Genomic DNA, 26339 nt, shown 5'->3' on the forward strand with positions numbered 1-26339 from the left:
CCAGGCCATTTTAAAAGGCAATGTCATGTCAAAAGAAACGATCGGAAGCTCCCGCAGGGACTTTCTGCTGAGAACCATTACGCTTGCGCCCGCCGTGGCGATTGGCAGCACCGGCCTGGGGGCGTTAACCGCGCCTGCCGCAGCCGTAGCCGCGCCCGAACCCGCAGGGCCGCAGCAGGCCCGCGATTACCAGCCCACCTGGTTTACCCCGGAAGAGTACGCTTTTATTAAGGCGGCCGTGGCGCGCCTGATCCCTGCCGACGAACGCGGCCCCGGCGCGCTGGAAGCGGGCGTGCCGGAATATATCGATCGACAGATGAACACGCCTTACGCGACCGGTTCCAACTGGTATATGCAGGGGCCTTTCCATCCCGATGCCGACAAAGAGCTGGGCTATCAATACCCACTGATCCCGCGCGATATTTACCGCCTGGGCCTGGCGGACGCGGATGCCTTCGCCAAAGCGCAGCACGGCAAAGCGTTCGCCGACCTGAGCCACGACCAGCAGGACGCGTTGCTACAGGCCTTTGAAGCCGGCAAAGCAGAATTCAAACAGGTTCCGGCTAAGGTTTTCTTCTCTTTCCTGTTACAGAACACGCGCGAAGGCTTCTTCAGCGATCCTGTGCATGGCGGCAATCAGAATATGGTCGGCTGGAAGCTGATCGGCTTTCCGGGCGCGCGCGCTGATTTTATGGACTGGGTTGAACGGGGTGAGCGCTATCCGTTCCCGCCGGTGTCGATTCGTGGGGAAAGAGCATAAGCATGGCAAACGTAATGAAAAAAGTAGATGCGGTGATCGTAGGCTTTGGCTGGGCGGGATCGATCATGGCGAAAGAGCTGACCGAAGCGGGCCTGAACGTGGTTGCGCTGGAGCGCGGCCCGCATCGCGACACCTATCCTGACGGCGCGTATCCGCAGGTTATTGATGAGCTGACCTATAACATCCGTAAAAAGCTGTTCCAGGATCTCTCCAAAAGCACCGTGACCATCCGCCATAACTCGGCGCAGACCGCGCAGCCCTATCGCCAGCTTGCCGCGTTTTTGCCCGGCACCGGCACCGGCGGCGCGGGCCTGCACTGGTCGGGCGTGCATTTCCGCGTCGATCCGATCGAGCTGCGGATGCGCAGCCACTATGAAGAGCGCTACGGCAAAAAATTTATTCCTGAGGGCATGACCATTCAGGATTTCGGCGTCACCTATGACGAACTGGAGCCGTTCTTTGACAAGGCCGAAAAAGTGTTCGGCACCTCCGGCTCGGAATGGCGCGTTAAGGGCAAAGTCGTCGGCCAGCAGGGACGCGGCAACCCGTTCGCACCGGATCGCTCCGACAAGTTCCCGCTGCCCGCGCAGAAGCGGACTTTTTCCGCGCAGCTGTTTGCGCAGGCCGCTGAATCCGTTGGCTATCATCCTTACGATTTGCCTTCCGCCAATACTTCCGGCCCGTACACCAACACCTACGGCGCGCAGATGGGGCCGTGCAACTTCTGCGGCTATTGCAGCGGCTACGCCTGCTATATGTATTCCAAAGCGTCGCCGAACGTTAACGTGCTGCCGGCGCTACGCCAGGAAGCAAAGTTTGAGCTGCGCGAAAACGCCAACGTGCTGCGCGTCAACCTGACCGACGACAAAAAGCGCGCCACTGGCGTGACCTATGTCGACGCGCTTGGCCGCCAGATCGAGCAACCCGCCGACCTGGTGATCCTGTCCGCCTTCCAGTTCCATAACGTGCACCTGATGCTGCTGTCCGGCATCGGCAAGCCTTACGATCCGGTCACTAACGAAGGCACCGTAGGCCGTAACTTCGCCTATCAGAATATTTCCACCATCAAGGCCTTCTTTGATAAAGACGTCTTTACCAACAACTTTATCGGCGCGGGCGGCGCGGGTGTCGGCGTGGACGACTTCAACGCGGATAACTTCGACCACGGCAAATATGGCTTTGTCGGCGGCTCGCCGTTCTGGGTCAACCAGGCAGGCGTGAAGCCGATCTCCGGCCTGCCAACGCCGCCGGGTACGCCAGGCTGGGGCAGCAAGTGGAAAGCGGCGGTCGCCGATCACTATACGCATCATGTCTCGATGGACGCGCACGGCGCGCACCAGTCCTATCGCAACAACTATCTGGATCTGGATCCTAACTACAAGGATGCCTTCGGCCAGCCGCTACTGCGTATGACTTTCGACTGGCAGGAAAACGACATCAAGATGTCGCAGTTTATGCATGGCCGGATGCACAAAATCGCCGAAGCGATGAACCCGAAACTGATCAGCGGCGCGCCAAAAATGCCGGGCACGCATTTCGACACCACCGTGTATCAGACCACGCATATGAACGGCGGCGCGATCATGGGCGAAGATCCGAAAACCAGCGCGGTTAACCGCTATCTGCAAAGCTGGGATGTGCCGAACGTGTTTGTTCCAGGCGCGTCTGCCTTCCCGCAGGGTCTGGGCTATAACCCGACCGGCATGGTGGCGGCGTTGACCTACTGGTCAGCGAAAGCGATTCGTGAACAGTACCTGAAGAATCCGGGTCCGTTGGTGCAGGCGTAAGGATGACCATGATGAAAATGCTGATCCCGGCTCTGATGCTGGGTATGACCACCTTTGTTGCGACGGCTGCGGATAACGGCGCCGATCTGATCAAGCGCGGCGAATATCTGGCGCGCGCGGGCGACTGTGTGGCCTGCCATACCAAAATGGGCGGCGAATCCTTTGCCGGCGGGCTGGCGATGGCGACGCCCATCGGCAAGATTTACTCCACCAATATCACGCCCGATAAGAAAACCGGCATTGGCGATTACAGCTATGACGACTTTCAGAAAGCGGTACGCCACGGCGTAGCGAAGAACGGCGACACGCTCTATCCGGCGATGCCTTATCCTTCCTATGCCGTCGTTAACGATGAGGATATGCACGCGCTTTACGCTTACTTTATGCATGGCGTGAAGCCGGTCGAGGCCGAAAACAGGAAAAGCGATATTCCGTGGCCGCTGTCGATGCGCTGGCCGCTGTCGATCTGGCGCGGGCTGTTTGCGCCGGACGTAAAAGCTTTCCAGGCGATTAAAGGGCAGGATGCGGTGCTGGCTCGCGGTCAGTATCTGGTGGAGGGGCTGGGCCACTGCGGCGCCTGCCATACCCCGCGCAGCCTGACCATGCAGGAAAAAGCGCTGAACGACAGCGAAGGCAGCGACTACCTTTCCGGCAGCAGCTCGCCGATTGACGGCTTTACCGCAAACAACCTGCGCGGCGACAGCCGTGACGGATTGGGCCGCTGGAGCGAAGACGATCTGACGCAGTTCCTGCGCTATGGCCGCAACGATCATACCGCGGCCTTTGGTGGCATGACCGAAGTGGTGCAGCACAGTTTGCAGCATTTAAGCGACGAAGATATCACCGCCATTGCGCGCTATCTGAAATCTCTGGGCGCGAAAGACTTAAACCAGGTCGGTTTTACGTCGGATGACAAGGTAGCAAAAGCGCTGTGGAAGGGCGACGACAGCAAACCGGGCGCGTCGGTATATGTCGACAGCTGCGCGGCCTGCCATAAAACGGACGGTAGCGGCTATAAGCGCTTCTTCCCGCAGCTGAGCGGTAATCCTGTGGTGTTGGCGGAAGATCCAACCTCGCTTATCCATATCGTTATCAGCGGCGCGACGCTACCGGGCGTGAAGGGTGCCCCTTCCGCCATCACCATGCCGGCTTTCGGCTGGCGGCTGAACGACCAACAGGTCGCCGACGTGGTGAATTTTATCCGCACCAGCTGGGGCAATACGGCTAAAGAGCAGGTCAGCGCCAGCGACGTGGCGAAAGTGCGTAAAAATGACGCTGAACAGCAGGGCAGCGCGGATATCGAGAAGCTGACTGAAGTGAAATAAGCGAGTTTACGATCGAAAACGGCCAGCAAACTGGCCGTTTTTTTTGCTTTATTTTTTAGTTCTCTCGCTATTTTTAGCGTACTGCTTCAGAAAGTGTCTGTTATTTCCGAAAAGACGTGCCTCTTAATTTTTGCGTCAGATTAGATGCAATCTGGTTAGTTGCACATTGTAATAGTTTCCCTGGTGTCGGCATTGACTGAAAATTAAATGACTACTTATTTTATAATTTATTTCCGTATAATAAAGACGAACCCGCATTGAATAACACGGTAGAAAATCCTCTTGAATTACTATCGACAAGATGTTATTGGCTGCGGACTGAACGTTAATTTGCGCCGGGAGAAATAATGAAAATCGTTGTCACGGATAATCCTTCTTTACCGGATGAAGAGTTCGTTATTGATAATTTATGGAAACATAACAGCCAGTTTGACGAAGTGGATATTACACCGCTTTTCCTTACGCTGCGGGACGAGCAAAACCAGATCCTCGGCGGCCTGGTGGCGCGGACGTGGTGGCAGGGCTTAGAAGTGCAGTATCTCTGGGTTGGCGAAGCCGCACGCGGGCAGGGTAAGGGTCGGGAGCTGATGATAAAAGCGGAAGAGGTCGCCAGAAATCGCGGTTGTCGCATGGCCTATGTGGATACCTTTGATTTTCAGGCGAAAGGCTTTTACGAGAAACTGGGCTACAGCGTCTATGGCAGCATGGAAGGCTACCTGGGCAAACATACGCGGTTCTATTTACAGAAAATGTTCTGATAATACGGAAAAAGCTATGCCGCCCACTAATGCGAAAATTAGCGCTTTTCGGAGCTTTATCGCTATGATGGAGCATCTGAACGAGCCCTGGGGTATTAAAGACCTTGATTCCAGACATCTTTATATGAACAAGGCCGCTTACCTTTATACCAATACGCCTGCATCATTCACGGTTGAAGGTGCCCGGGATGATGAGTTCCCGGCTGGTTGGGCGGAATGTTCGGCAGCGCTGCAGGAGCACGATCGCCGGACAGAAGAGCATTTGGGAAGAGTCGCGGTCATTGAAACGCATTATTGGTATGGCCGGGAAACGCTTTCACCTTATATCAGCGAAAAACTGCCGGTATTCGATGAATAGGGAAACTGTATCGGCACTATCTGGAATGCAAGACCGCTCGATACGCTGACGCCGCTGAAGTTTATTAATCACAAAAAGCCTGGCGTACTGACGACCGCTACGGAAAATAAATTATTTACGCCGTCCGAGCTGGATATTATCTTTCTGATGCTGCAAAGGTATACGGCAAAAGAGATCGCTAGTATCTTTAACGTCAGCGTAAAAACAATTGAAAATCGGGTATATACGATATATCAGAAAGCTGACGTGCATTCGTTGAAGCAATTTGAAGAATATTGTATCGCTCATAGTCTGGAAAACTATATCCCTGCCCGTTTGATGAAGAAAGGGATTAACTTTATTTAATACGGAATGTTCTATGCAACACAATGATTTTCCTCTGGAACGCGTGCCACAACACAGCCGCGTTTCTTTTCTGAGCGTGGCTATCGTCCATATGGGAATGCTTACCGCGTTGGATCAATTTATGTTAGGCGCGGTATTGGGCGACAGCATGAGCCTGTCGGCGGCGCTGGCGGCCATTCTGGTAGGCAGCCTGTTATTTGGCCTGGTCACCTTTGGTTTTGGCTATATCGGTATGAAAGAAGGGTTGTCCGGCAGCTTGCTGGCGCGCTGGTGCGGATTTGGCCGAACGGGGTCGGCACTGATCGGCGTCGTGGTGGCGATCAGTTTATTAGGCTGGTTTGGTATACAGAATGCGATTTTTGCGAAATCGCTGAGCGCTGCGTTTTCCGATACGCTTAACTTCCGGACAGCAGCAACGATCTCCGGCCTGTTTCTTACCGTGCTGGTGGCGTTTGGTTTCAAAGCGCTGCGCTTTACGGCACGCATCGCCGTACCGGTTTTTATTGCGCTGATCGCCTGGATTGCCTGGCAGACGCTGGCTACCGATCATGTGCAGGCAATGGCCGTTTCCCTGGCAGGTAAAGAGGTGCTGTCGGTGAACGCGGGCATTACGCTGGTGGTAGGCGGCGCCATTCTTGTCAGCCTGATGACGCCCGATCTGACGCGCTACTCGCGAAAAGGCAGCCACGTTTCGGCGTCACCCTGGCGACCATTGTTCTGGGCGAGTTCATTATCAACGGCCTGGCGATCTTTATCGCGCGTAAGCTGAATACAGGCGACGTGATGTCTATCATCACGCTGGCTTCCGGCACGGCTGGCCTGTTTGCCGTTATTTTTTCTACGCTAAGGGTAAACGATTTGAATCTTTACTCCTCGGCGCTTGGCGTGATTAATGCCGTAGAAAGCCTTAGCGGCATAAAATTAAATTATCGACCCGTCACGCTGGCCCTGGGCGTGCTGGGCACTACGCTATCGGTGCTGGGCATTCTGGATCACTTTGTCGATTTTCTGAATTTGCTCGGCGTTATTGTGCCGCCAGCGTTGGGCGTGATGCTGACGGAGTATTTCCTGCTGAAGAAGTACAGCCTTGCCTTACGACGTTCCGGTCACGACGGCAGTTTGCCTGCGGAAGCGACATTTACCGGCTGGCCCGCGATCCTGGCCACGCTGCTGGGCGGTTATATTGGACTGAACATGGCATGGGGCGTGTCTACCATTAATTCCTTTGTGGCGGCGTGCGCCGGCTATCTGTTGCTGGAGCTGCTGACGGAAAAAGTTATCGCTCGTCGGACAAGAAAAGCCTGAGGCCACGACGACAAAGCGCCGTGACGCGCTTTGTCGTCCCTTTCGGACTACTGTTACCGTGCTGCTTTAAGGCATTCATAAACCGCTTATCCTTTGTCTTCTTTGCATATGTTATTAACCTGTAACATGTAATTAAGCGCCAGATCTCAGTCGCCTGCTACACTTTCTTCGAGCTTGTTCTTCAGCACATACCTCAAACGAAGGAGATGTTATGCAACTTTCGCCTTATTTATACTTTTCGGGAAACTGTGAAGAGGCTATCGCTTTTTATCAGCAGGCCACGGGAGCCGAACTGACGGTTAAAATGACCTGGGGTGACGTGCCTGCGGAAAAAAAACAGCAGCCGCAGAAACAGAACAGCCCAAGCGCGGAGCAGCCAGCGGATGATAAAATCATGCACGCCTTGCTGCATATCGGCGATGGCGAGCTGCAAATGAGCGACAGCGCGGAAGCGGTAAGCTACAACGGTTTTGCCGTCAGCCTGTCGAGCAACGATCCTGCCGAAGGCAAACGCTGGTTCGATAATCTTTCCGCTGGCGGTAAAGTCACGCTGGAATGGGAAGAAACCTTCTGGGCGGCCGGTTTCGGTACGCTGATCGATAAGTTCGGCGTGCCGTGGCGCATCAACGTAAACAAACCTGCTACTGACTGATTTTCAGCCGATCCAGCGTGGCAAGCAGCGCGTCGACCTTCGGCAGCAGCTGCTTTCTGCGCGGCCAGATGATAAATAGCGGCAGGCCTTCTACCGCTAACTCTGGCAGGATCGGCACCAGCGCGCCGCTGGCTAACTCTTTTTCCAGCAGCCAGGTCGCCATCTGCGCCACGCCGAGTCCGGCTACTACGGCGGCGACCTGGGCTTCTCCATCTCCCAACGCCATCCGATAAGGCAGGGTTCGGGTTATCGTTCGTCCATCCGGCGAGCGGATATGCCACGGACTGGTGCTGCCATCTACCCGATTGTAAACAATGGCCCGCCTTTCGGTCAGCGCCTGCAAAGAGCCAGGCACGCCGTGCTGCGCCAGATAGTCCGGCGAAGCGCAGAAGATCAGCCTTTCATTACCCAAAAAGCGGCAGCCCAGCGAGGGCGGAAAATCTGTCGAGCCGCCAATGCGTATCGCGATATCCACGCCTTCCTCAAACAGATCGACAAAGCGATCGGAGAACGAGAGGGCAATCTGCATCTCAGGGTTCTGCCGGCAAAATTCGTTGATTAGCGGCATCACCCGCATCCGGCCAAAGGTGTTGGGCACGGCAATCCGCAGCCGTCCGACCGGAATGGCGCGTTGGGCGGCCAACACGGATTCCGCTTCCGCCAGCTCGCTCAGCACGCGCGTACAGGTTTCATAAAAGGCCTGGCCGGCATCCGTCAGCGCCAGTCGTCGCGTGGTGCGCTCAAACAGCCGCGAGCCGAGCCGGGCTTCCAGCCTTGCCACGCTTTTGCTGATGGCTGAACTGGTCAGATGCAACGAATCGGCGGCGGCGGTAAAACTGCCGTGCTCCACGCTGGCGACAAAGGGGGTGATATCTTTAAGGCGGTCCCGACCGATCATTATTTATGACTCATATTCTTAAATAATATGAATTTATACCTCTAATAGGATTTTAATTCTCTATTAAGCTTAATGAATTAGTAATCAGGAGGAAAATTTATGCAACAACGCGCACTTATTGTCGGCGTCAGCGGCGTTATCGGTACCGCACTGGCAGAGCAGCTGACCGGCGACGGTTGGGAAGTTTACGGCCTTTCACGCGGTCGCACAGCGGTTCCGGCGGGCTGCACGGCATTGACCGCCGACCTTACCGATGCTGGATCCGTTAAGAAAGCGCTGGCTGACCTGAAGGTTGATAAGGTCTTCTTCAGTGTCTGGTCGCGTCAGGCCAATGAAAAAGAGAATATTCGGGTGAACGGCGCGATGGTACGTAATGTGATTGACGCGCTGGGCGACGGTCTGAAAGGCGGTCACGTGGCGCTGGTCACCGGGCTTAAACACTATCTGGGGCCGTTCGACGCCTATGGCAAAGGCGCGGTGCCAATGACGCCGTTCCGCGAAGAGCAGGGCCGTCAGCCGGTCGATAACTTCTATTATGCGCAGGAAGATGAAGTCTTTGCGGGCGCAGAAAAATATGGCTTCACCTGGAGCGTGCACCGCCCGCATACCATTATCGGCTTTGCGCTGGGCAACGCCATGAACATGGGCCAGACGCTGGCCGTTTATGCCAGCCTCTGCAAGCAGACCGGCCAGCCGTTTATCTTCCCCGGCTCAAAAGCGCAGTGGGAAGGCGTGACCGATATGACCAGCGCAAGCGTGCTGGCGCAGCAGCTGGAATGGGCCGCGACCACGCCGTCGGCGCAGAACGAGGATTACAACGTGGTCAACGGCGACGTGTTCCGCTGGAAATGGATGTGGGGCCAGATCGCCGACTATTTTGGCGTGGAAGCCGCGCCTTACCCGGACGAGATGCAGCCGCTGGAAGGGCGGATGGATGCGGCGGCAGAGCAGTGGAAAGCCATCGCGCAGCAGTTCGACCTGAAGGAAGCGGATATCAACCGGCTGGTTTCCTGGTGGCATACCGACGCCGATCTGGGCCGCCCGATGGAGGTCTTTACCGACGTCAGTAAAAGCCGCAAGGCGGGCTTTACCGGCTACCAGCCCACCCGCGACGCGTTTTTCGCGCTGTTTGACAGGCTGAAGGCGGAAAAACTTATCCCGGCCTGATGCTACAGGCGCCGCGCGTGACGGCCATTACGCGCGGCGCGCTGCTTCAGGCTGCACGTATTCCTGACGCAGCATGCCATAGAGCGCGCAGTCCCAGCGCGCTTCTCCTACCGCCACGCCCTGCCGCTGTACGCCTTCCCGCACAAAACCCAGCTTCTCGTAGGTACGTATCGCCGCCTGATTAAAGGTGTAGACGCGCAGCTCAATACGCTCGATGCCTTCCTGCTGAAAAGCCGTCGCAATCAGTTGACGCAGCATGTGCTCCGCCAGATTTTTTCCCCGCATCGCTGGATTGACCACCACGCGACAGAGGCAGGCCAGATGGTTGTTCCAGTCAAAGCCTGTCTGCGCCACGGCAGCCAGTTCGCCCGCCTGTTTTCCGGCAAAAGTAAGCAGGCTGGCAGGCTTCTGGCTGGCGGAATCCAGCAGCGTGGCGAGAAATGACTCTTCCAGCGGCCAGGCGACGCCCGGCCCGGCCCACTGCGTAACGTCGGCCTGTGACGTAAACCAACTGCTTAAGGCAAGCCGATCTTGCTCGGCGAAAAAGGCAATCTGCATAGGGTGCTCGCTCAGGCTAAAAAAGGTGAGTGGCGAAAATCCACGAAGGGTTCAACTTTCTTTGTTCCGCCGGTCTGGCGGCGCTATCCGGCCTCATTTTGCAACAATTGTTTCCTGGTGGAAACAATAGCCGAAAGATGCGCCTGACTGTTGCGAAAAAAGCCGCCTGCGTTAGGATGAAGCTATCCGGGCAGGCCAAAAAGGCGCTGACCCCAACATGACTCTTATACTGGCAGGGGAAACCATGAGCAATAAAACCATTCACTGGAACGGCGGCTTGCAGCCGGAAGCGGTAAATATCCTGTCTGCCGACGGCGGCATGATCGTCTGCCCGACCAAAGTGGGCTACATCATCATGACTTCCGATGCAAAAGGCCTGGAGCGCAAGTTCGACGCCAAGCAGCGCAACCGCAACAAGCCGGGCGTGGTGCTGTGCGGCTCGCTGGAGCAGCTGAAAGAGCTGGCGCAGCTGAACCCGGAAATTGAATCGCTGTATCAGCAGCACTGGGACAAAGACGTGCTGCTGGGCTGCATCCTGCCGTGGAAAGAAGAGGCGGTGGCGCGTATCCCGGAAGACGGTTCAAAAGATCTGATGATGGATCGCCGTCAAACCAGCTGCTTCGTGATTAAATTCGGCGTGCCCGGCGAGAAACTGGCGAAAGAGCTGTGGGAAAACCACGGTAAATTCTCCTTCGCCAGCTCGGCTAACCCATCAGGCAAAGGCAACCGCGGTCTGGTCGAAGGCATCGGCGAGCGTATTGAATCCCAGGCGGATCTGATTATCGAAGCCAACGACTACGTGAAGTCTATCCAGCCTAACGAATCAGAGAAAACCCGCTACGAGCAGGGCGTGATGGTGGCGATGGTGGACGAAAACGGCAAGCTGGTGCCGGAGCAGAAGGGCGAACGCAACATCACGCCTTGTCCGGTACTGATCCGTAAAGGGCTGGACGTGGATAAAATCATGTCGATGCTGTCAGATACCTTCACTACCTGGGATTACCGCCACGGTAATTACTACTAAACGCACGTTAATCTTTAGTCTGAGCCCGCGCTGGCGGGCTTTTTATCTTTGAACAACCGAGACGGCTACAGTATCCGGTTCAGAATAGAGACCTACTGTTATAACCTCTTTTGGATCCTGACCTTGCCAGCAGGCCGCTTCTACAAAACAGGTTGTCTGTTTTGCATAACCCTTTAAATCGAGGTAACGATTTATTTCTCTGGTGTCCCTGGTACCATAAAATTTTACCGTGAAGGCAAAAAATGACGCCGGGCCAGAAACATTCGCATAGTCAAAATCATAGCGTGCAGAAATTCTGGGCATGTTTTTCAATATATCGGGCGTGTAGTAACCATATTCTCGCTTATCCCGTTCAGTATAATGAGCGCTACTCGCCGAGCCCATCTTAAGCCAGGGCCAGACAGAGATAAGGGCTGCGCCCGCAACGATAGCGAGACAGCTGAATATTTTGCAAGCGTTACGCATAGGGCAAGGTGCCTCCTTTCGCTTTGTCCAGGTAGGAGCCGTCAGCCGTGGCGATTTTTACCTTACCGGATTGAAAATCACTCCAGGGCCGTACGGTCAGCATAAAAGCAGGCAGTACACCTTCGTGTGGCCGGGCATGGGGATATTTATCGGGATCGGGAAATAAAATCGGCGTAAAACCTCTGTTCTTCCAGGCGCCAATTTTGCCGTAGTGGTCCCATCTTTTAAGTGCCTCTTTTTTGCTGACCGGCTTAAGGCACGTGAAAACATTATGGTCGGATATAACCCGATAAAAACCCAACAAATCCGAGACTAAATCTTCTCCGCTAAAGCCGCTGTCAGTCACCATGTTGAGGGGAAAAGAGGCCTGAAGACCTTCGAATTTTTGGACCAGGGAAACCATCATTCCGAGCGCGATACTTTGACGTTCATGATGCGAATGTCCATGTTTAATACGCCAGGTAATAAACTTGCCTGTTTTAGTGTTGAAAATATAACTTCTCATAGACTGCGAATAAGTTACATCGTAGTAAGCTTGTCCAGACGCTTCTCCTGCTTCAATTGCCCGGAACAAATTTCTAATATCTTTTCCTTGCGCATGGCCGAGATCTATCCAACGCAAAACTTCTGTATAGATCAGTCCATAGAAAGCTGTTTCTGCCACGTTCCCTTCAATAATTTCGCTGCGCTTGCTCATCCTGAGCCTCTTTTCTGTAGGAGTAAAAAACAGACGAATAGCCCGATAATAGGCTTTCTCGCCCGGCTGTAAACTTCAACCAGCCGGGCTATTATCTGAAACGTCAGCCGTATTTACCGTAGCGCCTTCTGCAACGCAGCGATAAACAGCCTGACGCGTGGGGAAATTAATCCATCGTCTTTGGTCAGGATCCAGGATTGATAAAGATCCATTTCCCATTCCGGCAGTATCCGGCAGAGCTTGCCTTCCTCCATCGCCTGTAGGGCAACGTAATCCGGCAGATAGGCTATGCCCGTTTGCGCCACCGCTGAATTGACCAGCGCGGTACTGTTATTGGCGCGGAACCGGCTGCGCACCTCAATATCCCGCTTCTGCTTTTCCTTGCGAAACGGCAGCGAAATCGTATGGGCCGGGCCGCGAAACAGGATAAAGTCGTGGCGCGTCAGATCTTCCGGCTTGCTGATGGGCTTAAACTGCTTCAGATAGTCGGGCGCGGCATAAAGGCCCCAGCTGATATCCATCAGCGGCAGGCAGTGCGGATGCTCCGGTCTGTCGCGGCGGATGACGATAGCCAGATCGATATTATCGTCCACCAGATTCACCGGCCTGTCGGTAAGGTCAAGATCCACGCTGACGTGCAAATTGTCCGCCACGAACTGGTTCAGCACCGGCACGATGCACTGGCAGCCGAAGGTAACTGGCGCGACGACGCGCAGATTGCCGGTCGGCTCTTCGTGGAAGCGGCGAATAAAAAGTTCGGCGCTTTTTACCTCGCTGAGAATGCGCGCGCAGTAGTGATACCAGGTCATGCCGACCTCGGTCACGGCGATCCTGCGCGTGGTGCGCAACAGCAGCTTTGCGCCCAGGCGTATTTCCAGCGCGGCGATCTCTTTGCTGACCGCCGACTTGGATATCCCCAGCTGTTTTGCCGCTTCGGTATAGCTCAGCGTTTCTACCACGCGGGCAAAAATCACCATCGCGTGCAGGTTTTCGACGTCGCTCATTAGCGCGCGGAGAGGGCCAGCGCGCTGCCCGCAAAGACAAACAGGCTGCCGACGGCACGGTTAAGCAGGCGCAGGCGCGACGGGTTGGCAAATACGCCAGAAAGGCGGCGACCGGCACAGGCGTAAGCGAACATCAGGCCGCAGTCCGTGACGGCCCAGGTGACGGCCAGCGTGGCGAACTGAACAGCGTGCGGCTGGCTGGCCTCCACAAAGTTAGGAAACAGCGCGGCGAAAAACAGCAGGTCTTTGGGGTTACTGATGCCGACCATATAGCCTTTACGAAACAGCCTGAGCAGGCCGGGCATCGCCTGCGGCTGGCCGCTGATAACGATGCTTTCTGCCGGCGTGCTGTTGCGCCAGGCGCTGATGCCCAGCCAGACCAGATAGGCGGCGCCGACCACTTTCAGCACGGTAAAGGCGGTAGTGGAAGCCGCCAGAATCGCGCCCAGCCCCAGTGCCGATGCGGTCATCAGCGTCATGGCCGCCATTACGCCGCCGATCACCGTCGCCAACGCGCGGCGGCGGCCATAGCGCAGCCCGTGCGTCATGCTGACCAACGCAGAAGGGCCGGGAACGGCGATAAGCACGGCAATAATACCGGCATAGGCAAGCCAGAGGTGGAGCGACATAACACTATTCCTTGAACAATGAGCGACAGGAACCTTTCGGGTGGCCGTAGCTTAATGGCTGCGTAGGGGGAAGTAAATTAAGCAGAAGCGGTTGGGGGCGGAGAATGCGAGCCGCCCCGTAAAACTAACGCACTTTTTTCACCAGCACGGGAATTTGGCGCAGTTTGTTAGCCAGCCATAGCCCGCCCAGCAGCATCACGGCGATAAATGCGGAGACGCCAGCCCAGCCGTAGCCGTGCCAGAACACGCCGCCCAGCGTACCCGCCACGCTCGATCCCAGGTAATAAAAGAAAAGGTAGAGCGAAGAAGCCTGGCCCCTGGCGCGACGGGCGCGGTGACCAACCCAGCTGCTGGCAACCGAGTGCGCGGCGAAGAAACCGGCGGCGAACAGCATCAGGCCCGGCAGCACCAGCAACAGCGTGGTGAACTGGGTAGCGATCAGGCCGGCCAGCATCAACAGCAGCGAAGCCATCAGCACCACGCCGCGCCCGTAGCGAGCGGTCATCACGCCCGCCTTCGGCGAGCTGTAAGTGCCGGTCAGATAGACGACGGAAAGCAGACCGACCACCGTCTGGCTGAGGGAAAAAGGCGCGGCCAGAAAGCGAAAGCTGACATAGTTAAACAGCGTCACGAAGCTGCCCATCAGAATAAAGCCGACCAGGAACAGCATCGGTAATCCTGTATCCCGCCACTGGAACATAAAGTTGACCAGCAGCTGATGCGGCCGCAGCGAGCTGGCGCGGAAGTGCTGCGAGGGCGGCAACAGGCGGAAAAACAGCCCGGCGGCCGTCAGCGCGAACAGACCGACCACGAACAGCGAAACGTTCCAGGAAAAGTGATCGGCCAGCATACCGGTAGAGAGCCGCCCAACCAGCCCGCCAATTGAATTGCCGCTGATATAAAGCCCCATTGAGAAAGAGAGGAAAACCGGGTGCAGCTCCTCGCTCAGCCAGGTCATCGCCACCGCCGCGACGCCGCTTAGCGCCAGTCCGGTTAACGCGCGCATCGCCAGTACCCCTTCCCAACTGCTCATGGTGGCGCAGAGCAGCGTAAAGCAGGCGGCCAGCAGCAGTGAAACGGACATCACCGATTTACGCCCGATGGCGTCCGACAGCGGCCCGGTCACCAGCAGTCCCAGCGCCATCATGACGGTGGTGACCGACAGCGACAGACTGCTTTGCGCAGGCGTCAGATGAAAGCTTTGCGAAAAAACCGGCAGCACAGGCTGCACGCAGTACAGCACGGCGAAGGTGGACAGCCCGGCGCAGAACAGCGCCAGCGTGGCGTGCATAAATCTGCGCGTACCGCGTATAATATAGGTTTTATTTATGTCAGGAGAACTAACGGGAGAAACTAAGCTGTCGTCTTCGCCAGCGAGACTTTCCGAGTGCAACGCTGCGGATTTATTTACTACCGGTGCCACGAGATTTCCTTGGTCGTATTTGAAAGGGCTGGTTTGCTATCAGGTAAACTTATCACTGCCATTGCCATAACAGCATTTGGTTCGGGCTAGTATTCGGCCGTTTAAATATAATGTAAATGAGAAATTTAAATATTTTTCAGAGAATGAAAAAGCATCAATTTAATTTTCGATTGTCTTTATTTTATCCCGATCGCGGATAAGCCGGAAAAGGTCGCAAGCCGAAGCCCGACAGGTGGGACAAGGCGGGCGTGGAGCGGTTAAAGCGTGACGGAAAGAGGCAGCTGTTTTATTTCACTTTTTCCGAAAAGTGTAAAAGGGATTTCACCTCTCGTCATTTTTTTAATCAACGGGGAAATAGCCATTTTCCTTCGTCTGTTTATTTTTTGAAATATTATCTTATCTTCTGTCATATTCACGCTTATTTGCACTATGAGACGTGAGTACTATACTTAATTCTATAAAAAATTAACCGTAAACCACATTGTCAAACATCGACATCAGGAGGTTTTTATCGCTTTTAATCATAACGACCTGACCATTGACAATAGCCTGGCAGATTACGAAGCTTATTATCACGATTATGAAGCGCTGGATATGCTGGCCGAACCGCAGCCTGAACCCATTCAGGGGCTGCCCGCGCCGGATATTCTGACGCCGTCCGATCGTTACCAGGAACTCTTTGAAGCCGTGCAAAGCGCAAGGATTTTTGCCGACAGCAAAACCTTTGCAGATTGCGCGCCGAAAATCGAACCGGAGAGGATCCTCTACCGCTATTTTATCCAGCGTGAGCAAGAGGATTTTAACCTGCTGGCCTTTGTGCTGGAGAACTTCAATCTGCCGAAAATTAACGACAGCCGCTACGTGGCCGATCCGGCAAAAAGCATGGGCGAGCATATCGACTCGCTGTGGCCGGTACTGACGCGCAAGCCGGAAAAGCATTCTGAGTTTTCTTCGCTGCTGCCGCTGCCGGAACCTTATGTCGTGCCGGGCGGCCGCTTTGGTGAAACCTACTATTGGGATTCGTACTTCAGCATGCTGGGCTTTGCGGCTGGCGGCCAGACCGATCTGCTGCGTCAGATGGCGGATAACTTTGCATGGATGATCGACACTTACGGTCATATTCCAAACGGCAACCGCACCTACTATTTGAGCCGCTCGCAGCCGCCGGTGTTTGCGCTGATGGTCGAACTGTTTGAAAAAGATGGCGTTAGCCAGGCCCAGCGTTACCTTCGCCAGCTGAAGCGTGAATATGCTTTCTGGATGGACGGCATGGAGTCGCTTACGCCTGGCGAGGCATGGCGTCACGTGGTGATGATGCCGGACGGATCGGTACTGAATCGCTACTGGGACGATCGCGATACGCCGCGCGACGAATCCTGGATTGAAGACGTGGAAACCGCCAGAAATTCGGCGCGGCCTGCCAGCGAGGTTTATCGCGATCTGCGAGCGGGCGCGGCCTCCGGCTGGGACTTTTCCTCCCGCTGGTTAAGCGAGACAGGCCGGCTGGAAAGTATCCAGACCACCAGCATTGTGCCGATCGATTTGAACGCGTTTCTCTATAAGCTGGAAACTACGATCGCCCGTCTGTCTGCCCGTAAAAACGATCGTGCGACGGCAGAACTGTTTCAGCAAAAAGCCGTGCGCCGCCGGCAGGCGGTCGATGCCTGGCTGTGGGACGCGCAGGCCGAGCTGTACCGCGATTACAACTGGCGTGAGCGCGAAAAAGGCGCCTTCTCGGCCGCCGCGGTAACGCCGCTTTACGTAGGAATGGCCAGCCTGGAGCAGGCGGCAGCTACTGCGGCGGCGGTGCGCTCGCATCTGCTGGCGCCGGGGGGCGTGCTGACCACGGTAGAAGAAACCGGCGAGCAGTGGGATAAACCCAACGGTTGGGCGCCGATGCAGTGGATGGCGATCAAAGGTTTCAATAACTACGGTGAAGAGCTGCTGGCCAAGGAAATAGCCGCACGCTGGCTTCAGGTAACGGGCGCCACCTATCATCGTCACCATAAGATGGTGGAGAAATATAACGTTGCCGGTCGCGCGCCGGTATTAGCGGGCGGCGGGGAATATCCGTTGCAGGATGGATTCGGCTGGACAAACGGCGTTACGCGTCGCCTGTTGGCGATGTATCCGGACGCGGCGCCAAAGCGATAAACGGCGCGCTTAATTATTAAAGGCCCTCATTACGAAGGCCTTTTTTATTGATTATCGCTGAAAGAAATATGCCATCAGGGGACAGGATGAACTTTACTAACCGTTTGGGCGGGAAGGCTTTGGCCGATACCGAATACAGGTTATTTCTCTGCTGAAAACTGGCGGCGGTTATCAATAATCTGATGCAGATTAACCTCGATCCAGTCGGCCAGACCTACGATCTTATCGCGCGCCTCGTAGCCCAGCGCAGTAAGTTTGTATTCAACGTGCGGCGGTATCACTTCATAAGCGATACGCTCCACAAAGCCGTCTTCCTCCATAAAACGCAGGGTTTGCGCCAGCATTCTTTCACTGACGCCGCCTATTTTGCGGCGCAGTTCGCCAAAGCGCAGCGTGTCGTTCTCCAGCGCAATCAGCACCAGCAAACTCCAGCGGCCGGTCAGGCGTTTTAACACTTCGCGAGATGGACAGTCGCGGTTCAACAGTTCGCCGCGTTGCAGCCTGTCGCGGAGCGAAAAGATCGGCGGGCTATTTTTTTTCATACTAACAAACCTGTAAGTACTTACTTTTGGTTAGTGTATGGCATAGGCTGATTGAACACAACGCTTCCGGGCTAAGCCGGATGCGCTTTTATTATCGCTAAGGAGAACATCATGATTGCAGTAACCGGAGCAACCGGCCAGCTTGGCCGCCTGGTAATTGACGCTTTACTGAAAAGCGTGCCTGCCGAAGAGCTTGTGGCCGTGGTGCGTTCGCCGGCGAAAGCGGCTGACCTGACCGGGCTGGGCGTTCAGGTACGTCTGGGCGACTATAACCAACCGCAGACGCTGGCCGACGCTTTTCGCGGCGTGGATAAAGTGCTGCTGATTTCTTCCAGCGAAATCGGCCAGCGTGAGGCGCAGCATAAAGCGGCGATCGAGGCGGCCAAAGCGGCAGGCGTTAAGCTGCTGGCCTATACCAGCCTGCTTCATGCCGACAGCTCGCCGATGGGGCTGGCCGATGAACACCGTGCAACCGAGCAGGCGCTGATTGCATCCGGCATGCCTTACGTTATTCTTCGCAACGGCTGGTACAGCGAAAACTATGCCGCCAGCATTGCTCCGGCGCTGACGCACGGCGTGTTTATTGGTGCGGCCGACGAGGGCAAAATCGCTTCTGCCACCCGTCAGGATTATGCTGAAGCGGCGGCTGTCGTGCTGACCAGCGACGCACCCGTTGATAAAGTTTACGAGCTGGCGGGCGACGAGGCCTATACGCTGGCGCAGTTCACGGCGGAAATCGCCCAGGCCAGCGGTAAAACCGTGCGTTATCAAAATTTGTCTCAGGGCGACTTTGCCGCTGCGTTAAAATCGGCCGGCTTGCCTGATGCGCTGGCAGAGATGCTGGCGGATTCGGACGCTAATGCGGCCAAAGGCGCACTGTATGATAACGGCCATACTTTAAGCCGCCTGATCGGCCGGGCGACCACGCCGTGGCAGGATGTGGTAAAAGCGTTTGTGGCCAAAGCGTAAAATCGCGTTTTTCGCACCGGGCGCGGCGATAGCTGTTAAAGCAATGCTGCGCCGGGATAATCCTGCAAAAGGGATCCTCGATCGTTCCGCCCGATCGCCAGGATCTTTTGCTGTTGGCTAATCTTTTTGACAAAGCTGGTCAAATATCTTCACTATCGGGCAAATCGTTAATGCTGCACTATCCTTAAACATTCCTGGTGAAAATAAGGACAACCGGCATGACGTTAATCAAGAAAGTCGCTTTACCGTTATTAATCAGCTCCGCGCTCTGGTCACAATTTTCTGCCGCCGCGCCCGTTAATTACGCAATGGACAGCGGGCATACCTCCGTCGTTGTTTCGTGGACCCACTTCGGTTTTTCCCATCCAACGGCCGATCTGTCTGATGTTACCGGCAATATTGATTTTGATGCCGCTAAAGTCAGCGATTCTAAAGTGGACGTGACTATTCCGGTCAACAGCATTGATACGCACGTAGATAAGCTGACCGAAGAATTTAAAGGCCCGGAATATTTCGACGTGGCCAAATACCCGAATGCGACCTTTAAAAGCACTAAAGTGGTCAGCACCGGTAAAAATACCATGGATGTCCATGGCGATCTGACCATCAAGGGCATCACCAGGCCTGTGGTGCTGCACGCGGTGCTGAACAAGCAGGGCATGCACCCGATGGTGAAGAAGGAAGCGGTTGGCTTTGATGCCACCACCACCTTTAAACGTTCCGACTTTAAGCTGGATAAGTATGTGCCGGCCGTCAGCGACGACGTGAAATTGACCATCACCACTGAAGCCTACGCGAAGTAAGCCGGCTTTTGCTTTACGGCGTCAATTCACCAGGCGCCTTAAAGCGAGCGTCCATAATCGCGCCTGCGGTGGGCACCACTTCTGTCACCGTGCCCAACGTTGGCGTATCCAGCATCAGCTCGTTAACGCGAAAGGGCGTCAGATTACCGATAACCGCATAGCCGTGGGAATCGGTTGTGGTGCCGTATTGATTAATAATGCCGACGCCGCTCGTCTGCGGGACTTCAACCAGCGCGGCCGTTTCGCCCATGCTCTGGCCGAACGTTACGCCGCCCTGATGCGCCACTATGCTGCCCGTTACGCCCAGATAAGCCGTACTCTCCTGTTTTTTTCGGGTGTAAATACCCATCAGATTGCCCGCGTTGTACTGATAATTTGCGCTCATTTTTTGCATGCTGCTCGCGCCATTTTCCTGCGTGTTGCTAAGGTTATAGCTCAGACTGTAATCCTTTAGCGCGGTGCCGGATGATCCTACTTTGCGGCTGGCCGCGCCGTTTTTCGCCAGCGTATGCGCCAGGTTAAGCTTGCTGTGCGGCAGGCCGAACAGCGGCAGCGGGAGAGCCAGCGAAAAATTAAGCTGACTCAGCTCTTGTTCGCCCTGAGGGCGTTCGTAGGAAAAAAAGAGCGAATAGTCTACCCCTCCCCAGCTGCCGGTGTAGCCAGCCTCCAGCGAGACTGTTCGCTTTTTTTTGCCGCGCAGCGTTTCACCGCTCAGCGTCAGATAAAAGTCAGCCTCTTCTGAAAAATTCTGCACGTAGCTGAAGGCCAGCCGGTTCTTTTTTTCCGCCTCGGCCTCACCCACAAAACGGCCATCCTCCCAGTCCCACCAGTAGCGGGTTTGCTGGGAAACCGCCTCGCTGAACGTGCGATAGCGCTGTTTGGGATAGTATTGCGCGGTCAAACTGACGGAAGATGCCCAGTCGGCAAAGGCCCTGGTGTAGCGCAGGCGGGCCATCGACCCCCGATCGGCCTGGGCATAACGCGGATCGTCGGCTTCGGCTACGCTGAAATCCATCGACAGCGCTCCCCAACGTGCAAACCTTCTACCCACGCCTGACACAGCGCTGCGGTAAAGTCCGGACAGCATGACGCCGCCGTAGAGCGTGCTATCCTCAGCCACGCCGTAGCTTAGCGTGGCCTGGGAGAAAAAGGGTTCCTGCTCGGCCAGCAGGTAATAAGGGCGATATTTGCCGAGGGCAACAGCGAACTTGCCCTGGCCTCTGCGAACTAAATTGGGCATGGCGCTGTAGGGAATGATGCGGACGGTTTCCGTGCCATCCTCTTCCTTTATCGTCATCTCTATATCCGCACTGGGATCGGCAGGATAAATATCCTTCAGGACAAATGAGCCAGCCGGGACGGTTGTCTGATAGATCACCGTGCCGTACTGACGGATTTTCACCTCCGACTCGGTGCGGGCAAATCCGCGTATCCAGGACGACAGGGGACGCAGCTCGTCCGGCAGCATTCGGTCATCGGTAGCCAGGCTGATGCCGCGATAGTCAACGCTGTCAAACACGTTGGCGGACGTAGTGTTATCGCCAAGCGTCAGCAGCGATCGCAGTGAACGAACCGTACGAAACGACGTTGCTTTTTCGGTATGCCAGCGGGGTTCGCTGAAGGGATCTTTGCTGTAAACCGGTTCGTAACGAAAGCGCCACGGCCCCAGATTGGCGCCGTAAAGTATATTGATATCCAGCGAGTAAGCACGAGCATATGCCAGCCCGGTGTAGTGCGAGTAGCTGATATCATAATCCGCAAAAATAGCGTTCATGCCGTCATCCCAACGGCTGGTGGCTATGCCGTTAGCAATATGATTCAGCAGCGCGGAGGGAATAATGAGCGTCAGAAGCTGCGCCTCTCGCACGTAGTAGCGGCGTATAGCATGGCTCGCCAGCGACTGAGGCAGAACGCAGCCCTGGTCGGAAAAGGTGAAAGAGGGCAGCTTATCATAACGCACGCCCCATTCCTGGAGCAGCGACGCGGTCAGGCAGGGCAGCTGGCCCGGCCCGATGCTCAACTCAGTGGTGCCTCGCCAGCTGTCATTGACGATAACGCCCACCGAGGTTTCCTCAGCAGCGCTGGCGCATATTATGCCAAACAGCAGGTACGCCATCAGGCGCGGTAACACATTCATCCGTGAACGGTTTTATCCCCAGGCGGAAAAAGCACGACAAAAAGGCGCCGACAGGCGCCTTAAGGGAAAAGCAAACTCAGCTTTGCACCGCGGCCAGATCCGCACGGGCTTTAGCCAGAGCGGCATTGGCTTCTTTTAGCTTCACCTGTTTTTCCACGAGTTTTCTCTGGTATTTAGCAATTTTTTTGCTGTTGCCGGCGGCCTGAGCCTCGCCCAGATCGGCCTGAACCTCCGCCACTTCGGCCTGCGCTTTGGCCACTTTTGCTTCTTGTTTTGCGACTTTTTCCTGCGCGCGCTGCAGCTTAGCGCTGTCCGTACAGTTGGCTTTGACCTGTTCCAGCGACTTTTTCAGACCGGCGACTTTCGCAGTATGGCCATATTTTTCCGCAGCGGCGATTTTGGCTTCCAGTACGGAAGCTTTAATCTCGCAATCGGCAAAAGCCGCGCTGCTGAAGCCTGCACCCAGAACCAGTACCAGAGGTAGTATGCGTAAATTTTTCATTCGACATCCTTAATCGTTAATAGCAACCGGAAGATTGTCTCTTCCAACCTGTAACCCGCATGGTAAGCGGGATGGGTAAGAAGAAAACAGTGTTGCCAGGCCTCATTTCTTTGTAGGAACGGCCTCATTTTCTGTAGTCCTCGCAATAAGCTGCAGCTTATTCTCCCACGGCTCAAGCAGCGTACGGAGTCCCTCTATACTGTCCTGCTGGAGCTTATCGAGCAGTCGCCGTTTATAAGTGCTGATGGTTTTATTGCTAAGCAGTAAACGGTCGGCGATCTCTTTATTGCTCATGCCGCTAACCAGATAACGTAAAACGATAAGTTCACGGTCGGAAAGCGGGGCCAGCGGATTATCTTCTGACGGAACGGCGGGTGTATTGATTAACGTTTCCAGCGTGCTTTGCGGAAAGCAGCCGTAGCCCCGCAGCACCAGCTGGCAGAGCGGTACCAGCTGGCTAATATCGGCATCCTTGCTGAAAAATGCGGCGGCACCGGCCCGCATTGCTCTGGACGCATAGATTTCCGGGGGCAGGCTGCTATAAACGATAGCGCGTAGCGTAAAAGCCTGGCGGCTGAGCTGCTGGAGCAGCTGTAGGCCGTCCATCTTGTTGAGCAGGATATCCAGGATCACCAGGTCGGGCTGATGTTTTCTGATGGAAGCGCACGCGTTGGCGCCGCTGTTAGCGGTATGAATGGCATTTCCGGCAAGCGGCTTCAGCATGGCTTTAACCGCAAAACAGATCGCCGGTTGATCGTCAACGATCACAATTACAGGCATGATAAATTCCTTTTTTCTGGCGCTGTCCTGACCTCAGGCAAAACCTGCCTTAGCGCAACCGTGACGATTATTACCTGCCGTTACCGCTTTGCAAACCCGAAAAAAATCCTAAATATGCCGTTCATCGGGCCTTGTCCGCTGCCGAACCGGCCCGATAAATCGAGATCACTTCCCGTATCGCTACGCCCAGGATCGTCACCTCATGTAACCCATTACCTTCAATAATTTGACCCGAATCGGTGACGATCTGCTGCGTATTGTGGCCGATTTTTGCCCATTCGCAGCGTCCCGCCACATCGATTAAAACGCGGCTGCCCGCGACGGCAGGCCGGTAACGATCGATAATGCAAAAGCTGCCGTTGCAGGCGCAGAGATAGCAATCATCATTGGTCGGCACCAGCTCGTGCAGCCGACTGAACAAAAACTTAACCTGATGCGGCGGCGAAGTCTGAACGTCAGAGGCGCAGGCGCGGTAAACACGATTTTTCAACACGGCTTACTCCATCGCCTTAATGGTGAAGGTCACCACGCCAAAAATATCCAGCTGCTCTTCTTCCGCCAGCACGATGGGCGGCCAGGCCTTGTTCATCGCCAGCAGCCGCACGTCCGGGCGCAGCTGCAGCTTTTTTACCGTGAACTCGCCGTTTACCGCCGCGACCACGATATCGCCGTGATCGGCGGCAATACCGTTATCGACCACCAGCAGGTCGCCGTCATCGATCCCGGCATCCTGCATTGAGTCGCCGCTGACGCGAATGTAATAGGTGCTCTCCGGCCGCTGCACCAGCAGATCGTTTAAGTCCAGGCGTTGTTCAACATGGCCGTGTGCGCTGGCAGGTGAGCCGCAGGGCACGCGGCTCATAAAGAGCGGCAGCCGCAGAAGCGCGCGGACTTCTACCGGACGAAGTAAATTCATGGGGTTATCCCGAAATAAGCTGTATATAAATACAGTATTATCATTTGCGGGAAACGATCAAGCCTGACGATCGTTTTTTTATTTTTGGTGACGCATGAAAAAGATCCGGAACGGGCGTACGGGCTTGTGAGGTAAGGGAAAGGGCCGCAGGGCTGGCCATTGTCTGAAAAGCGACAGGCCGCCTGGTAAAGCGGCGTCAGGCGGGACGTTGTCTCTGGTGCCAGAGCGCTAAAACCGTCTCGGCGAAGGCGTCATCAATCGTATAAAAGTAGCATTCAGGCACGTTGAGCACTTTTGCAAAGGCGCACATCGTTTCAAACGTTGGACGATGGATCCCGCCTTCGTATTGCGAAACGCGAGAGCGCGCCGTTTCCTCTTCAATGCCCGCCAGAACGCCCAGCTTTTCCTGAGTCAGACGAGCATGGAGACGGGCGGCTTTCAAACGAGCTGGGATCATCAGTAGCACCATCAACAATCATACATTGACTTACTGTTTAGCATTACTTAACATCGTAGTTGTTTAGTGATACTCAACAAGCAACGTCTGATGGAAGCTGACAAGGATGACAAAGATAACCGATAAGGACTGGCACCCGGCAGATATCATTGCCGGGCTGAAGAAGAGAGGCACGACGCTTTCTGCCGTTTCCCGCGAGGCCGGACTGGCCTCGTCCACGCTGGCCAATGCGCTGAACCGCCACTGGCCAAAAGGTGAAAGGCTGATTGCCATGGCGCTGGACACCGAGCCGGAGCGCATCTGGCCGTCACGCTACGATAAGCCGCAATAAGCCTCGCCGCCGGGTTTTGCAAAATTCTTCCTGTCTGGCAGACACGTCAGAATATCGCCTCCTGCTTTTTGTTATACCGCTGAGTCGCTACTTAAAAGAGAAGAGGGCAGGTAACCACTGAGCACAGTGGCGCCTGTCAGTAGCTGTTCATTGAGACCTGTCGACAAGCGACAGGGCGATAACCGTGTCCGGTGCCGACGACTAAAAAGATTTTTTCGGATGTGCCAGGAAAGTGAAGAGCAACGACCTCGGGCGTGTTATCAACCAGCAGGCCATAACGATTTCCCGCTCGCCTGTAAAAACACTTTTCCATTCTGGATGAGGAAATTAACTCATCCCAAAAAAGATGGATAATGCTGTTATGCAGAATGATCGTAAAAGAAGTCGAATCGCCGAAATCCTCTATTAATAAATGGATCTTCCATGCGGATTCAGGTATCTGAAGCCCTTATTTTCCCCACTGCCAAAAACGCCCAGACGCTTTCTCACACCGTCGGAACAAAAATTTGTTCGCACGCCTTCCGGAAGAACTTTTGACTGTAAAGAAACGTAATTAAATGTAAGTCACCTGATTTTTATATAAATATTGTTTATGCATTTTACGTGCGTTAATTATATGTTAAACATGTGCAGGTCTTAAAATAAGTAAGTTATCTTAGTTGAATCAGCGCTATTTCTATTGAAAGGTTAGCAAATCAAATAATGAATAATGGACTAATTTTAACCAAAGCAGACAGTATACGTGATGCACTGCCGATAAGTGCCGGAGAATTCACAACCAGATTAAAAAGAGACTCTTTTGTATTATGGTCTTTGCCACAATTCAGGGCGGACGAGCTTGCCGAACCCCCCCTTTTTCCAGCAGACGCGGATCTTGTTGAAAGTAAAAATTCAGATTTACACGGGACTTTATTATCGGCGCATTTCGAGGCTGGCCTGTGGCCCGTAGTATATCAGGGCGAGAACAATGACCATCTGAGTCGCCCGCTTAACTCCGTTTGGCGACCCACGATGATATCTTCGGTGTTAAACAGCTGATGGAGCGGCATCACGTTAAGAATCTGAATACAGCCCAGCGTGAGAACGGGTTTGTTACCACTGATATGACCGGGCAGCAGCTGCAGGATTTAAGCGATAGCGAGAACGGCGTAGCTATTGCTTACGATGAAAAAGCGAAAAAAGTCGTCGGCCTGTTACCGGGGGTATCATGGGGATTTTTAAAACCCTGGCCTGTGTTTGATTATATGGCGGGCATCCTTAAAAATTATCCGTTCAATGGCGAAGTGCTTTCCGCCGCTACTTCTTATCAGTACGGCCCTGTTTGTATTGACGTGGCCTACAGAAGCCAGGGAATTGGCGAAAGGTTGCTGGATTACCAGCGTGAAGTTTTTTCCTCTCGTTACAAGCACACCGTGAGTTTTGTCAACGTGCTTAATCCCCGCTCTTACGCTTTTCATCGAAGGAATAAATTGGAAGATCCGGGTTTCTTTGAGTTTAACAATAATAAATATTATATGCTGGCCATGAATACGACAGAATAAAAAGCTTTCGATCCGGCCCTGACTATGTCAGGGCTTCAGTCTGCAAGTAAAT

Annotated in this window: 26 protein-coding genes and 2 pseudogenes; 14 read left to right on the forward strand and 14 right to left on the reverse strand. The window is 54.7% G+C overall.

Annotated elements, in window-relative coordinates; translation table 11 throughout:
• Positions 1-25 precede the first annotated feature (25 nt).
• From EGK14_RS16725 to yjdN, 7 genes and pseudogenes are all read left to right on the forward strand, one after another.
• Positions 26-760: a gluconate 2-dehydrogenase subunit 3 family protein gene (locus tag EGK14_RS16725; protein ID WP_125290235.1), complete on the forward strand. Its 735-nt coding sequence runs from the start codon at positions 26-28 to the stop codon at positions 758-760.
• Positions 761-762: 2 nt separating this feature from the next.
• Entirely contained in the window at positions 763-2547 is a 1785-nt protein-coding gene (locus EGK14_RS16730) for a GMC family oxidoreductase (RefSeq protein ID WP_125290236.1), read from the forward strand.
• An 11-nt stretch (positions 2548-2558) separates the two neighbouring features.
• Complete coding sequence (locus tag EGK14_RS16735; protein WP_370256472.1) at positions 2559-3872, forward strand: cytochrome c; 1314 nt, start codon at positions 2559-2561, stop codon at positions 3870-3872.
• Between the two features lie 347 nt (positions 3873-4219).
• Positions 4220-4630, forward strand: coding sequence for a GNAT family N-acetyltransferase (locus EGK14_RS16740; RefSeq protein WP_125290237.1), 411 nt, complete (start codon positions 4220-4222; stop codon positions 4628-4630).
• Positions 4631-4646: 16 nt separating this feature from the next.
• Positions 4647-5333, forward strand: a pseudogene (locus tag EGK14_RS16745) (helix-turn-helix transcriptional regulator).
• Between the two features lie 13 nt (positions 5334-5346).
• Positions 5347-6638: pseudogene (locus EGK14_RS16750) on the forward strand (cytosine permease).
• A gap of 211 nt (positions 6639-6849) precedes the next feature.
• Positions 6850-7290, forward strand: a complete 441-nt coding sequence (yjdN, locus tag EGK14_RS16755) for a VOC family metalloprotein YjdN (protein WP_125290238.1) — start codon at positions 6850-6852, stop codon at positions 7288-7290.
• On the opposite strand, the gene EGK14_RS16760 is transcribed toward yjdN, so the two are convergent.
• On the reverse strand, positions 7280-8188 hold the full coding sequence (locus tag EGK14_RS16760) for a LysR family transcriptional regulator (RefSeq protein ID WP_370256464.1): 909 nt from the start codon (positions 8186-8188) through the stop codon (positions 7280-7282). The genes yjdN and EGK14_RS16760 overlap by 11 nt on opposite strands.
• Before the next feature lie 99 nt (positions 8189-8287).
• Between EGK14_RS16760 and EGK14_RS16765 the strand changes: the two genes are divergently transcribed.
• Positions 8288-9355: an SDR family oxidoreductase gene (locus EGK14_RS16765; protein ID WP_125290240.1), complete on the forward strand. Its 1068-nt coding sequence runs from the start codon at positions 8288-8290 to the stop codon at positions 9353-9355.
• A 27-nt stretch (positions 9356-9382) separates the two neighbouring features.
• Here the strand turns inward: EGK14_RS16765 and EGK14_RS16770 are convergent, their stop codons facing one another.
• Positions 9383-9913 (reverse strand): GNAT family N-acetyltransferase, encoded by a 531-nt coding sequence (locus tag EGK14_RS16770; RefSeq protein ID WP_125290241.1) that lies wholly within the window; start codon positions 9911-9913, stop codon positions 9383-9385.
• Positions 9914-10157: 244 nt separating this feature from the next.
• Between EGK14_RS16770 and EGK14_RS16775 the strand changes: the two genes are divergently transcribed.
• Positions 10158-10937, forward strand: a complete 780-nt coding sequence (locus EGK14_RS16775; protein WP_125290242.1) for an L-threonylcarbamoyladenylate synthase — start codon at positions 10158-10160, stop codon at positions 10935-10937.
• 42 nt (positions 10938-10979) lie between these two features.
• Here EGK14_RS16775 and EGK14_RS16780 read toward each other — a convergent pair whose 3' ends face one another.
• The 5 genes from EGK14_RS16780 to EGK14_RS16800 all read right to left on the reverse strand — a co-directional run bounded on the left by EGK14_RS16780 (position 10980) and on the right by EGK14_RS16800 (position 15023).
• On the reverse strand, positions 10980-11402 hold the full coding sequence (locus tag EGK14_RS16780) for a hypothetical protein (protein WP_125290243.1): 423 nt from the start codon (positions 11400-11402) through the stop codon (positions 10980-10982).
• The gene (locus tag EGK14_RS16785) at positions 11395-12099 is read right to left on the reverse strand and encodes a hypothetical protein (protein ID WP_125290244.1); all 705 of its coding nucleotides are present in this window, start codon (positions 12097-12099) and stop codon (positions 11395-11397) included. Before EGK14_RS16785 ends, EGK14_RS16780 begins: the two co-directional genes overlap by 8 nt.
• A gap of 113 nt (positions 12100-12212) precedes the next feature.
• Positions 12213-13103, reverse strand: a complete 891-nt coding sequence (locus tag EGK14_RS16790; protein ID WP_125290245.1) for a LysR family transcriptional regulator — start codon at positions 13101-13103, stop codon at positions 12213-12215.
• Complete coding sequence (locus EGK14_RS16795; protein WP_125290246.1) at positions 13103-13732, reverse strand: LysE family transporter; 630 nt, start codon at positions 13730-13732, stop codon at positions 13103-13105. The genes EGK14_RS16790 and EGK14_RS16795 overlap by 1 nt, the downstream gene beginning before the upstream one ends.
• Positions 13733-13856: 124 nt before the next feature.
• Positions 13857-15023 carry an MFS transporter gene (locus EGK14_RS16800; RefSeq protein ID WP_370256465.1) on the reverse strand — a complete coding sequence of 389 codons (1167 nt, stop codon included), beginning with the start codon at positions 15021-15023 and terminating at the stop codon, positions 13857-13859.
• A gap of 642 nt (positions 15024-15665) precedes the next feature.
• Here EGK14_RS16800 and treF point away from each other — a divergent pair.
• The gene (treF, locus tag EGK14_RS16805) at positions 15666-17309 is read left to right on the forward strand and encodes an alpha,alpha-trehalase TreF (RefSeq protein WP_233598525.1); all 1644 of its coding nucleotides are present in this window, start codon (positions 15666-15668) and stop codon (positions 17307-17309) included.
• 140 nt (positions 17310-17449) lie between these two features.
• Here treF and EGK14_RS16810 read toward each other — a convergent pair whose 3' ends face one another.
• Positions 17450-17851, reverse strand: coding sequence for a helix-turn-helix domain-containing protein (locus EGK14_RS16810; RefSeq protein WP_125290249.1), 402 nt, complete (start codon positions 17849-17851; stop codon positions 17450-17452).
• A gap of 111 nt (positions 17852-17962) precedes the next feature.
• On the opposite strand from EGK14_RS16810, the gene EGK14_RS16815 reads away from it, so the two are divergent.
• Positions 17963-18820, forward strand: a complete 858-nt coding sequence (locus EGK14_RS16815; RefSeq protein WP_125290250.1) for an SDR family oxidoreductase — start codon at positions 17963-17965, stop codon at positions 18818-18820.
• 218 nt (positions 18821-19038) lie between these two features.
• Complete coding sequence (locus EGK14_RS16820; RefSeq protein WP_125290251.1) at positions 19039-19623, forward strand: YceI family protein; 585 nt, start codon at positions 19039-19041, stop codon at positions 19621-19623.
• A gap of 13 nt (positions 19624-19636) precedes the next feature.
• On the opposite strand, the gene EGK14_RS16825 is transcribed toward EGK14_RS16820, so the two are convergent.
• The 6 genes from EGK14_RS16825 to EGK14_RS16850 form a co-directional block, all read right to left on the reverse strand.
• On the reverse strand, positions 19637-21760 hold the full coding sequence (locus tag EGK14_RS16825; RefSeq protein ID WP_125290252.1) for a fimbria/pilus outer membrane usher protein: 2124 nt from the start codon (positions 21758-21760) through the stop codon (positions 19637-19639).
• A gap of 76 nt (positions 21761-21836) precedes the next feature.
• Entirely contained in the window at positions 21837-22262 is a 426-nt protein-coding gene (locus tag EGK14_RS16830; RefSeq protein WP_125290253.1) for a DUF1090 domain-containing protein, read from the reverse strand.
• Positions 22263-22364: 102 nt separating this feature from the next.
• Positions 22365-23042: a response regulator transcription factor gene (locus EGK14_RS16835; protein WP_125290254.1), complete on the reverse strand. Its 678-nt coding sequence runs from the start codon at positions 23040-23042 to the stop codon at positions 22365-22367.
• A gap of 121 nt (positions 23043-23163) precedes the next feature.
• Positions 23164-23535, reverse strand: a complete 372-nt coding sequence (locus EGK14_RS16840; protein ID WP_125290255.1) for a hypothetical protein — start codon at positions 23533-23535, stop codon at positions 23164-23166.
• A 3-nt stretch (positions 23536-23538) separates the two neighbouring features.
• The gene (umuD, locus tag EGK14_RS16845; protein ID WP_125290256.1) at positions 23539-23958 is read right to left on the reverse strand and encodes a translesion error-prone DNA polymerase V autoproteolytic subunit; all 420 of its coding nucleotides are present in this window, start codon (positions 23956-23958) and stop codon (positions 23539-23541) included.
• Between the two features lie 196 nt (positions 23959-24154).
• Positions 24155-24415, reverse strand: coding sequence for a helix-turn-helix domain-containing protein (locus EGK14_RS16850; protein ID WP_125290257.1), 261 nt, complete (start codon positions 24413-24415; stop codon positions 24155-24157).
• A 115-nt stretch (positions 24416-24530) separates the two neighbouring features.
• On the opposite strand from EGK14_RS16850, the gene EGK14_RS16855 reads away from it, so the two are divergent.
• Together EGK14_RS16855 and EGK14_RS16860 are read left to right on the forward strand one after the other, a co-directional pair.
• Positions 24531-24746, forward strand: coding sequence for a helix-turn-helix transcriptional regulator (locus EGK14_RS16855; protein ID WP_125290294.1), 216 nt, complete (start codon positions 24531-24533; stop codon positions 24744-24746).
• A 1103-nt stretch (positions 24747-25849) separates the two neighbouring features.
• Entirely contained in the window at positions 25850-26287 is a 438-nt protein-coding gene (locus EGK14_RS16860; RefSeq protein WP_233598522.1) for an N-acetyltransferase, read from the forward strand.
• Positions 26288-26339 lie beyond the last annotated feature (52 nt).

Source organism: Erwinia sp. 198, from assembly GCF_003937915.1.
GTDB lineage: Bacteria > Pseudomonadota > Gammaproteobacteria > Enterobacterales > Enterobacteriaceae > Erwinia > Erwinia aeris.

Bases quoted from the DNA above. Each gene is read 5' to 3' on its own strand.
- EGK14_RS16725 (WP_125290235.1), top strand. From the start codon at position 26: ATGTCAAAAGAAACGATCGGAAGCTCCCGCAGGGACTTTCTGCTGAGA.
- EGK14_RS16730 (WP_125290236.1), top strand. From the start codon at position 763: ATGGCAAACGTAATGAAAAAAGTAGATGCGGTGATCGTAGGCTTTGGC.
- EGK14_RS16735 (WP_370256472.1), top strand. From the start codon at position 2,559: ATGAAAATGCTGATCCCGGCTCTGATGCTGGGTATGACCACCTTTGTT.
- EGK14_RS16740 (WP_125290237.1), top strand. From the start codon at position 4,220: ATGAAAATCGTTGTCACGGATAATCCTTCTTTACCGGATGAAGAGTTC.
- yjdN (WP_125290238.1), top strand. From the start codon at position 6,850: ATGCAACTTTCGCCTTATTTATACTTTTCGGGAAACTGTGAAGAGGCT.
- EGK14_RS16760 (WP_370256464.1), bottom strand. From the start codon at position 8,188: ATGATCGGTCGGGACCGCCTTAAAGATATCACCCCCTTTGTCGCCAGC.
- EGK14_RS16765 (WP_125290240.1), top strand. From the start codon at position 8,288: ATGCAACAACGCGCACTTATTGTCGGCGTCAGCGGCGTTATCGGTACC.
- EGK14_RS16770 (WP_125290241.1), bottom strand. From the start codon at position 9,913: ATGCAGATTGCCTTTTTCGCCGAGCAAGATCGGCTTGCCTTAAGCAGT.
- EGK14_RS16775 (WP_125290242.1), top strand. From the start codon at position 10,158: ATGAGCAATAAAACCATTCACTGGAACGGCGGCTTGCAGCCGGAAGCG.
- EGK14_RS16780 (WP_125290243.1), bottom strand. From the start codon at position 11,402: ATGCGTAACGCTTGCAAAATATTCAGCTGTCTCGCTATCGTTGCGGGC.
- EGK14_RS16785 (WP_125290244.1), bottom strand. From the start codon at position 12,099: ATGAGCAAGCGCAGCGAAATTATTGAAGGGAACGTGGCAGAAACAGCT.
- EGK14_RS16790 (WP_125290245.1), bottom strand. From the start codon at position 13,103: ATGAGCGACGTCGAAAACCTGCACGCGATGGTGATTTTTGCCCGCGTG.
- EGK14_RS16795 (WP_125290246.1), bottom strand. From the start codon at position 13,732: ATGTCGCTCCACCTCTGGCTTGCCTATGCCGGTATTATTGCCGTGCTT.
- EGK14_RS16800 (WP_370256465.1), bottom strand. From the start codon at position 15,023: ATGCACGCCACGCTGGCGCTGTTCTGCGCCGGGCTGTCCACCTTCGCC.
- EGK14_RS16810 (WP_125290249.1), bottom strand. From the start codon at position 17,851: ATGAAAAAAAATAGCCCGCCGATCTTTTCGCTCCGCGACAGGCTGCAA.
- EGK14_RS16815 (WP_125290250.1), top strand. From the start codon at position 17,963: ATGATTGCAGTAACCGGAGCAACCGGCCAGCTTGGCCGCCTGGTAATT.
- EGK14_RS16820 (WP_125290251.1), top strand. From the start codon at position 19,039: ATGACGTTAATCAAGAAAGTCGCTTTACCGTTATTAATCAGCTCCGCG.
- EGK14_RS16825 (WP_125290252.1), bottom strand. From the start codon at position 21,760: ATGAATGTGTTACCGCGCCTGATGGCGTACCTGCTGTTTGGCATAATA.
- EGK14_RS16830 (WP_125290253.1), bottom strand. From the start codon at position 22,262: ATGAAAAATTTACGCATACTACCTCTGGTACTGGTTCTGGGTGCAGGC.
- EGK14_RS16835 (WP_125290254.1), bottom strand. From the start codon at position 23,042: ATGCCTGTAATTGTGATCGTTGACGATCAACCGGCGATCTGTTTTGCG.
- umuD (WP_125290256.1), bottom strand. From the start codon at position 23,958: ATGAATTTACTTCGTCCGGTAGAAGTCCGCGCGCTTCTGCGGCTGCCG.
- EGK14_RS16850 (WP_125290257.1), bottom strand. From the start codon at position 24,415: ATGATCCCAGCTCGTTTGAAAGCCGCCCGTCTCCATGCTCGTCTGACT.
- EGK14_RS16860 (WP_233598522.1), top strand. From the start codon at position 25,850: ATGACCGGGCAGCAGCTGCAGGATTTAAGCGATAGCGAGAACGGCGTA.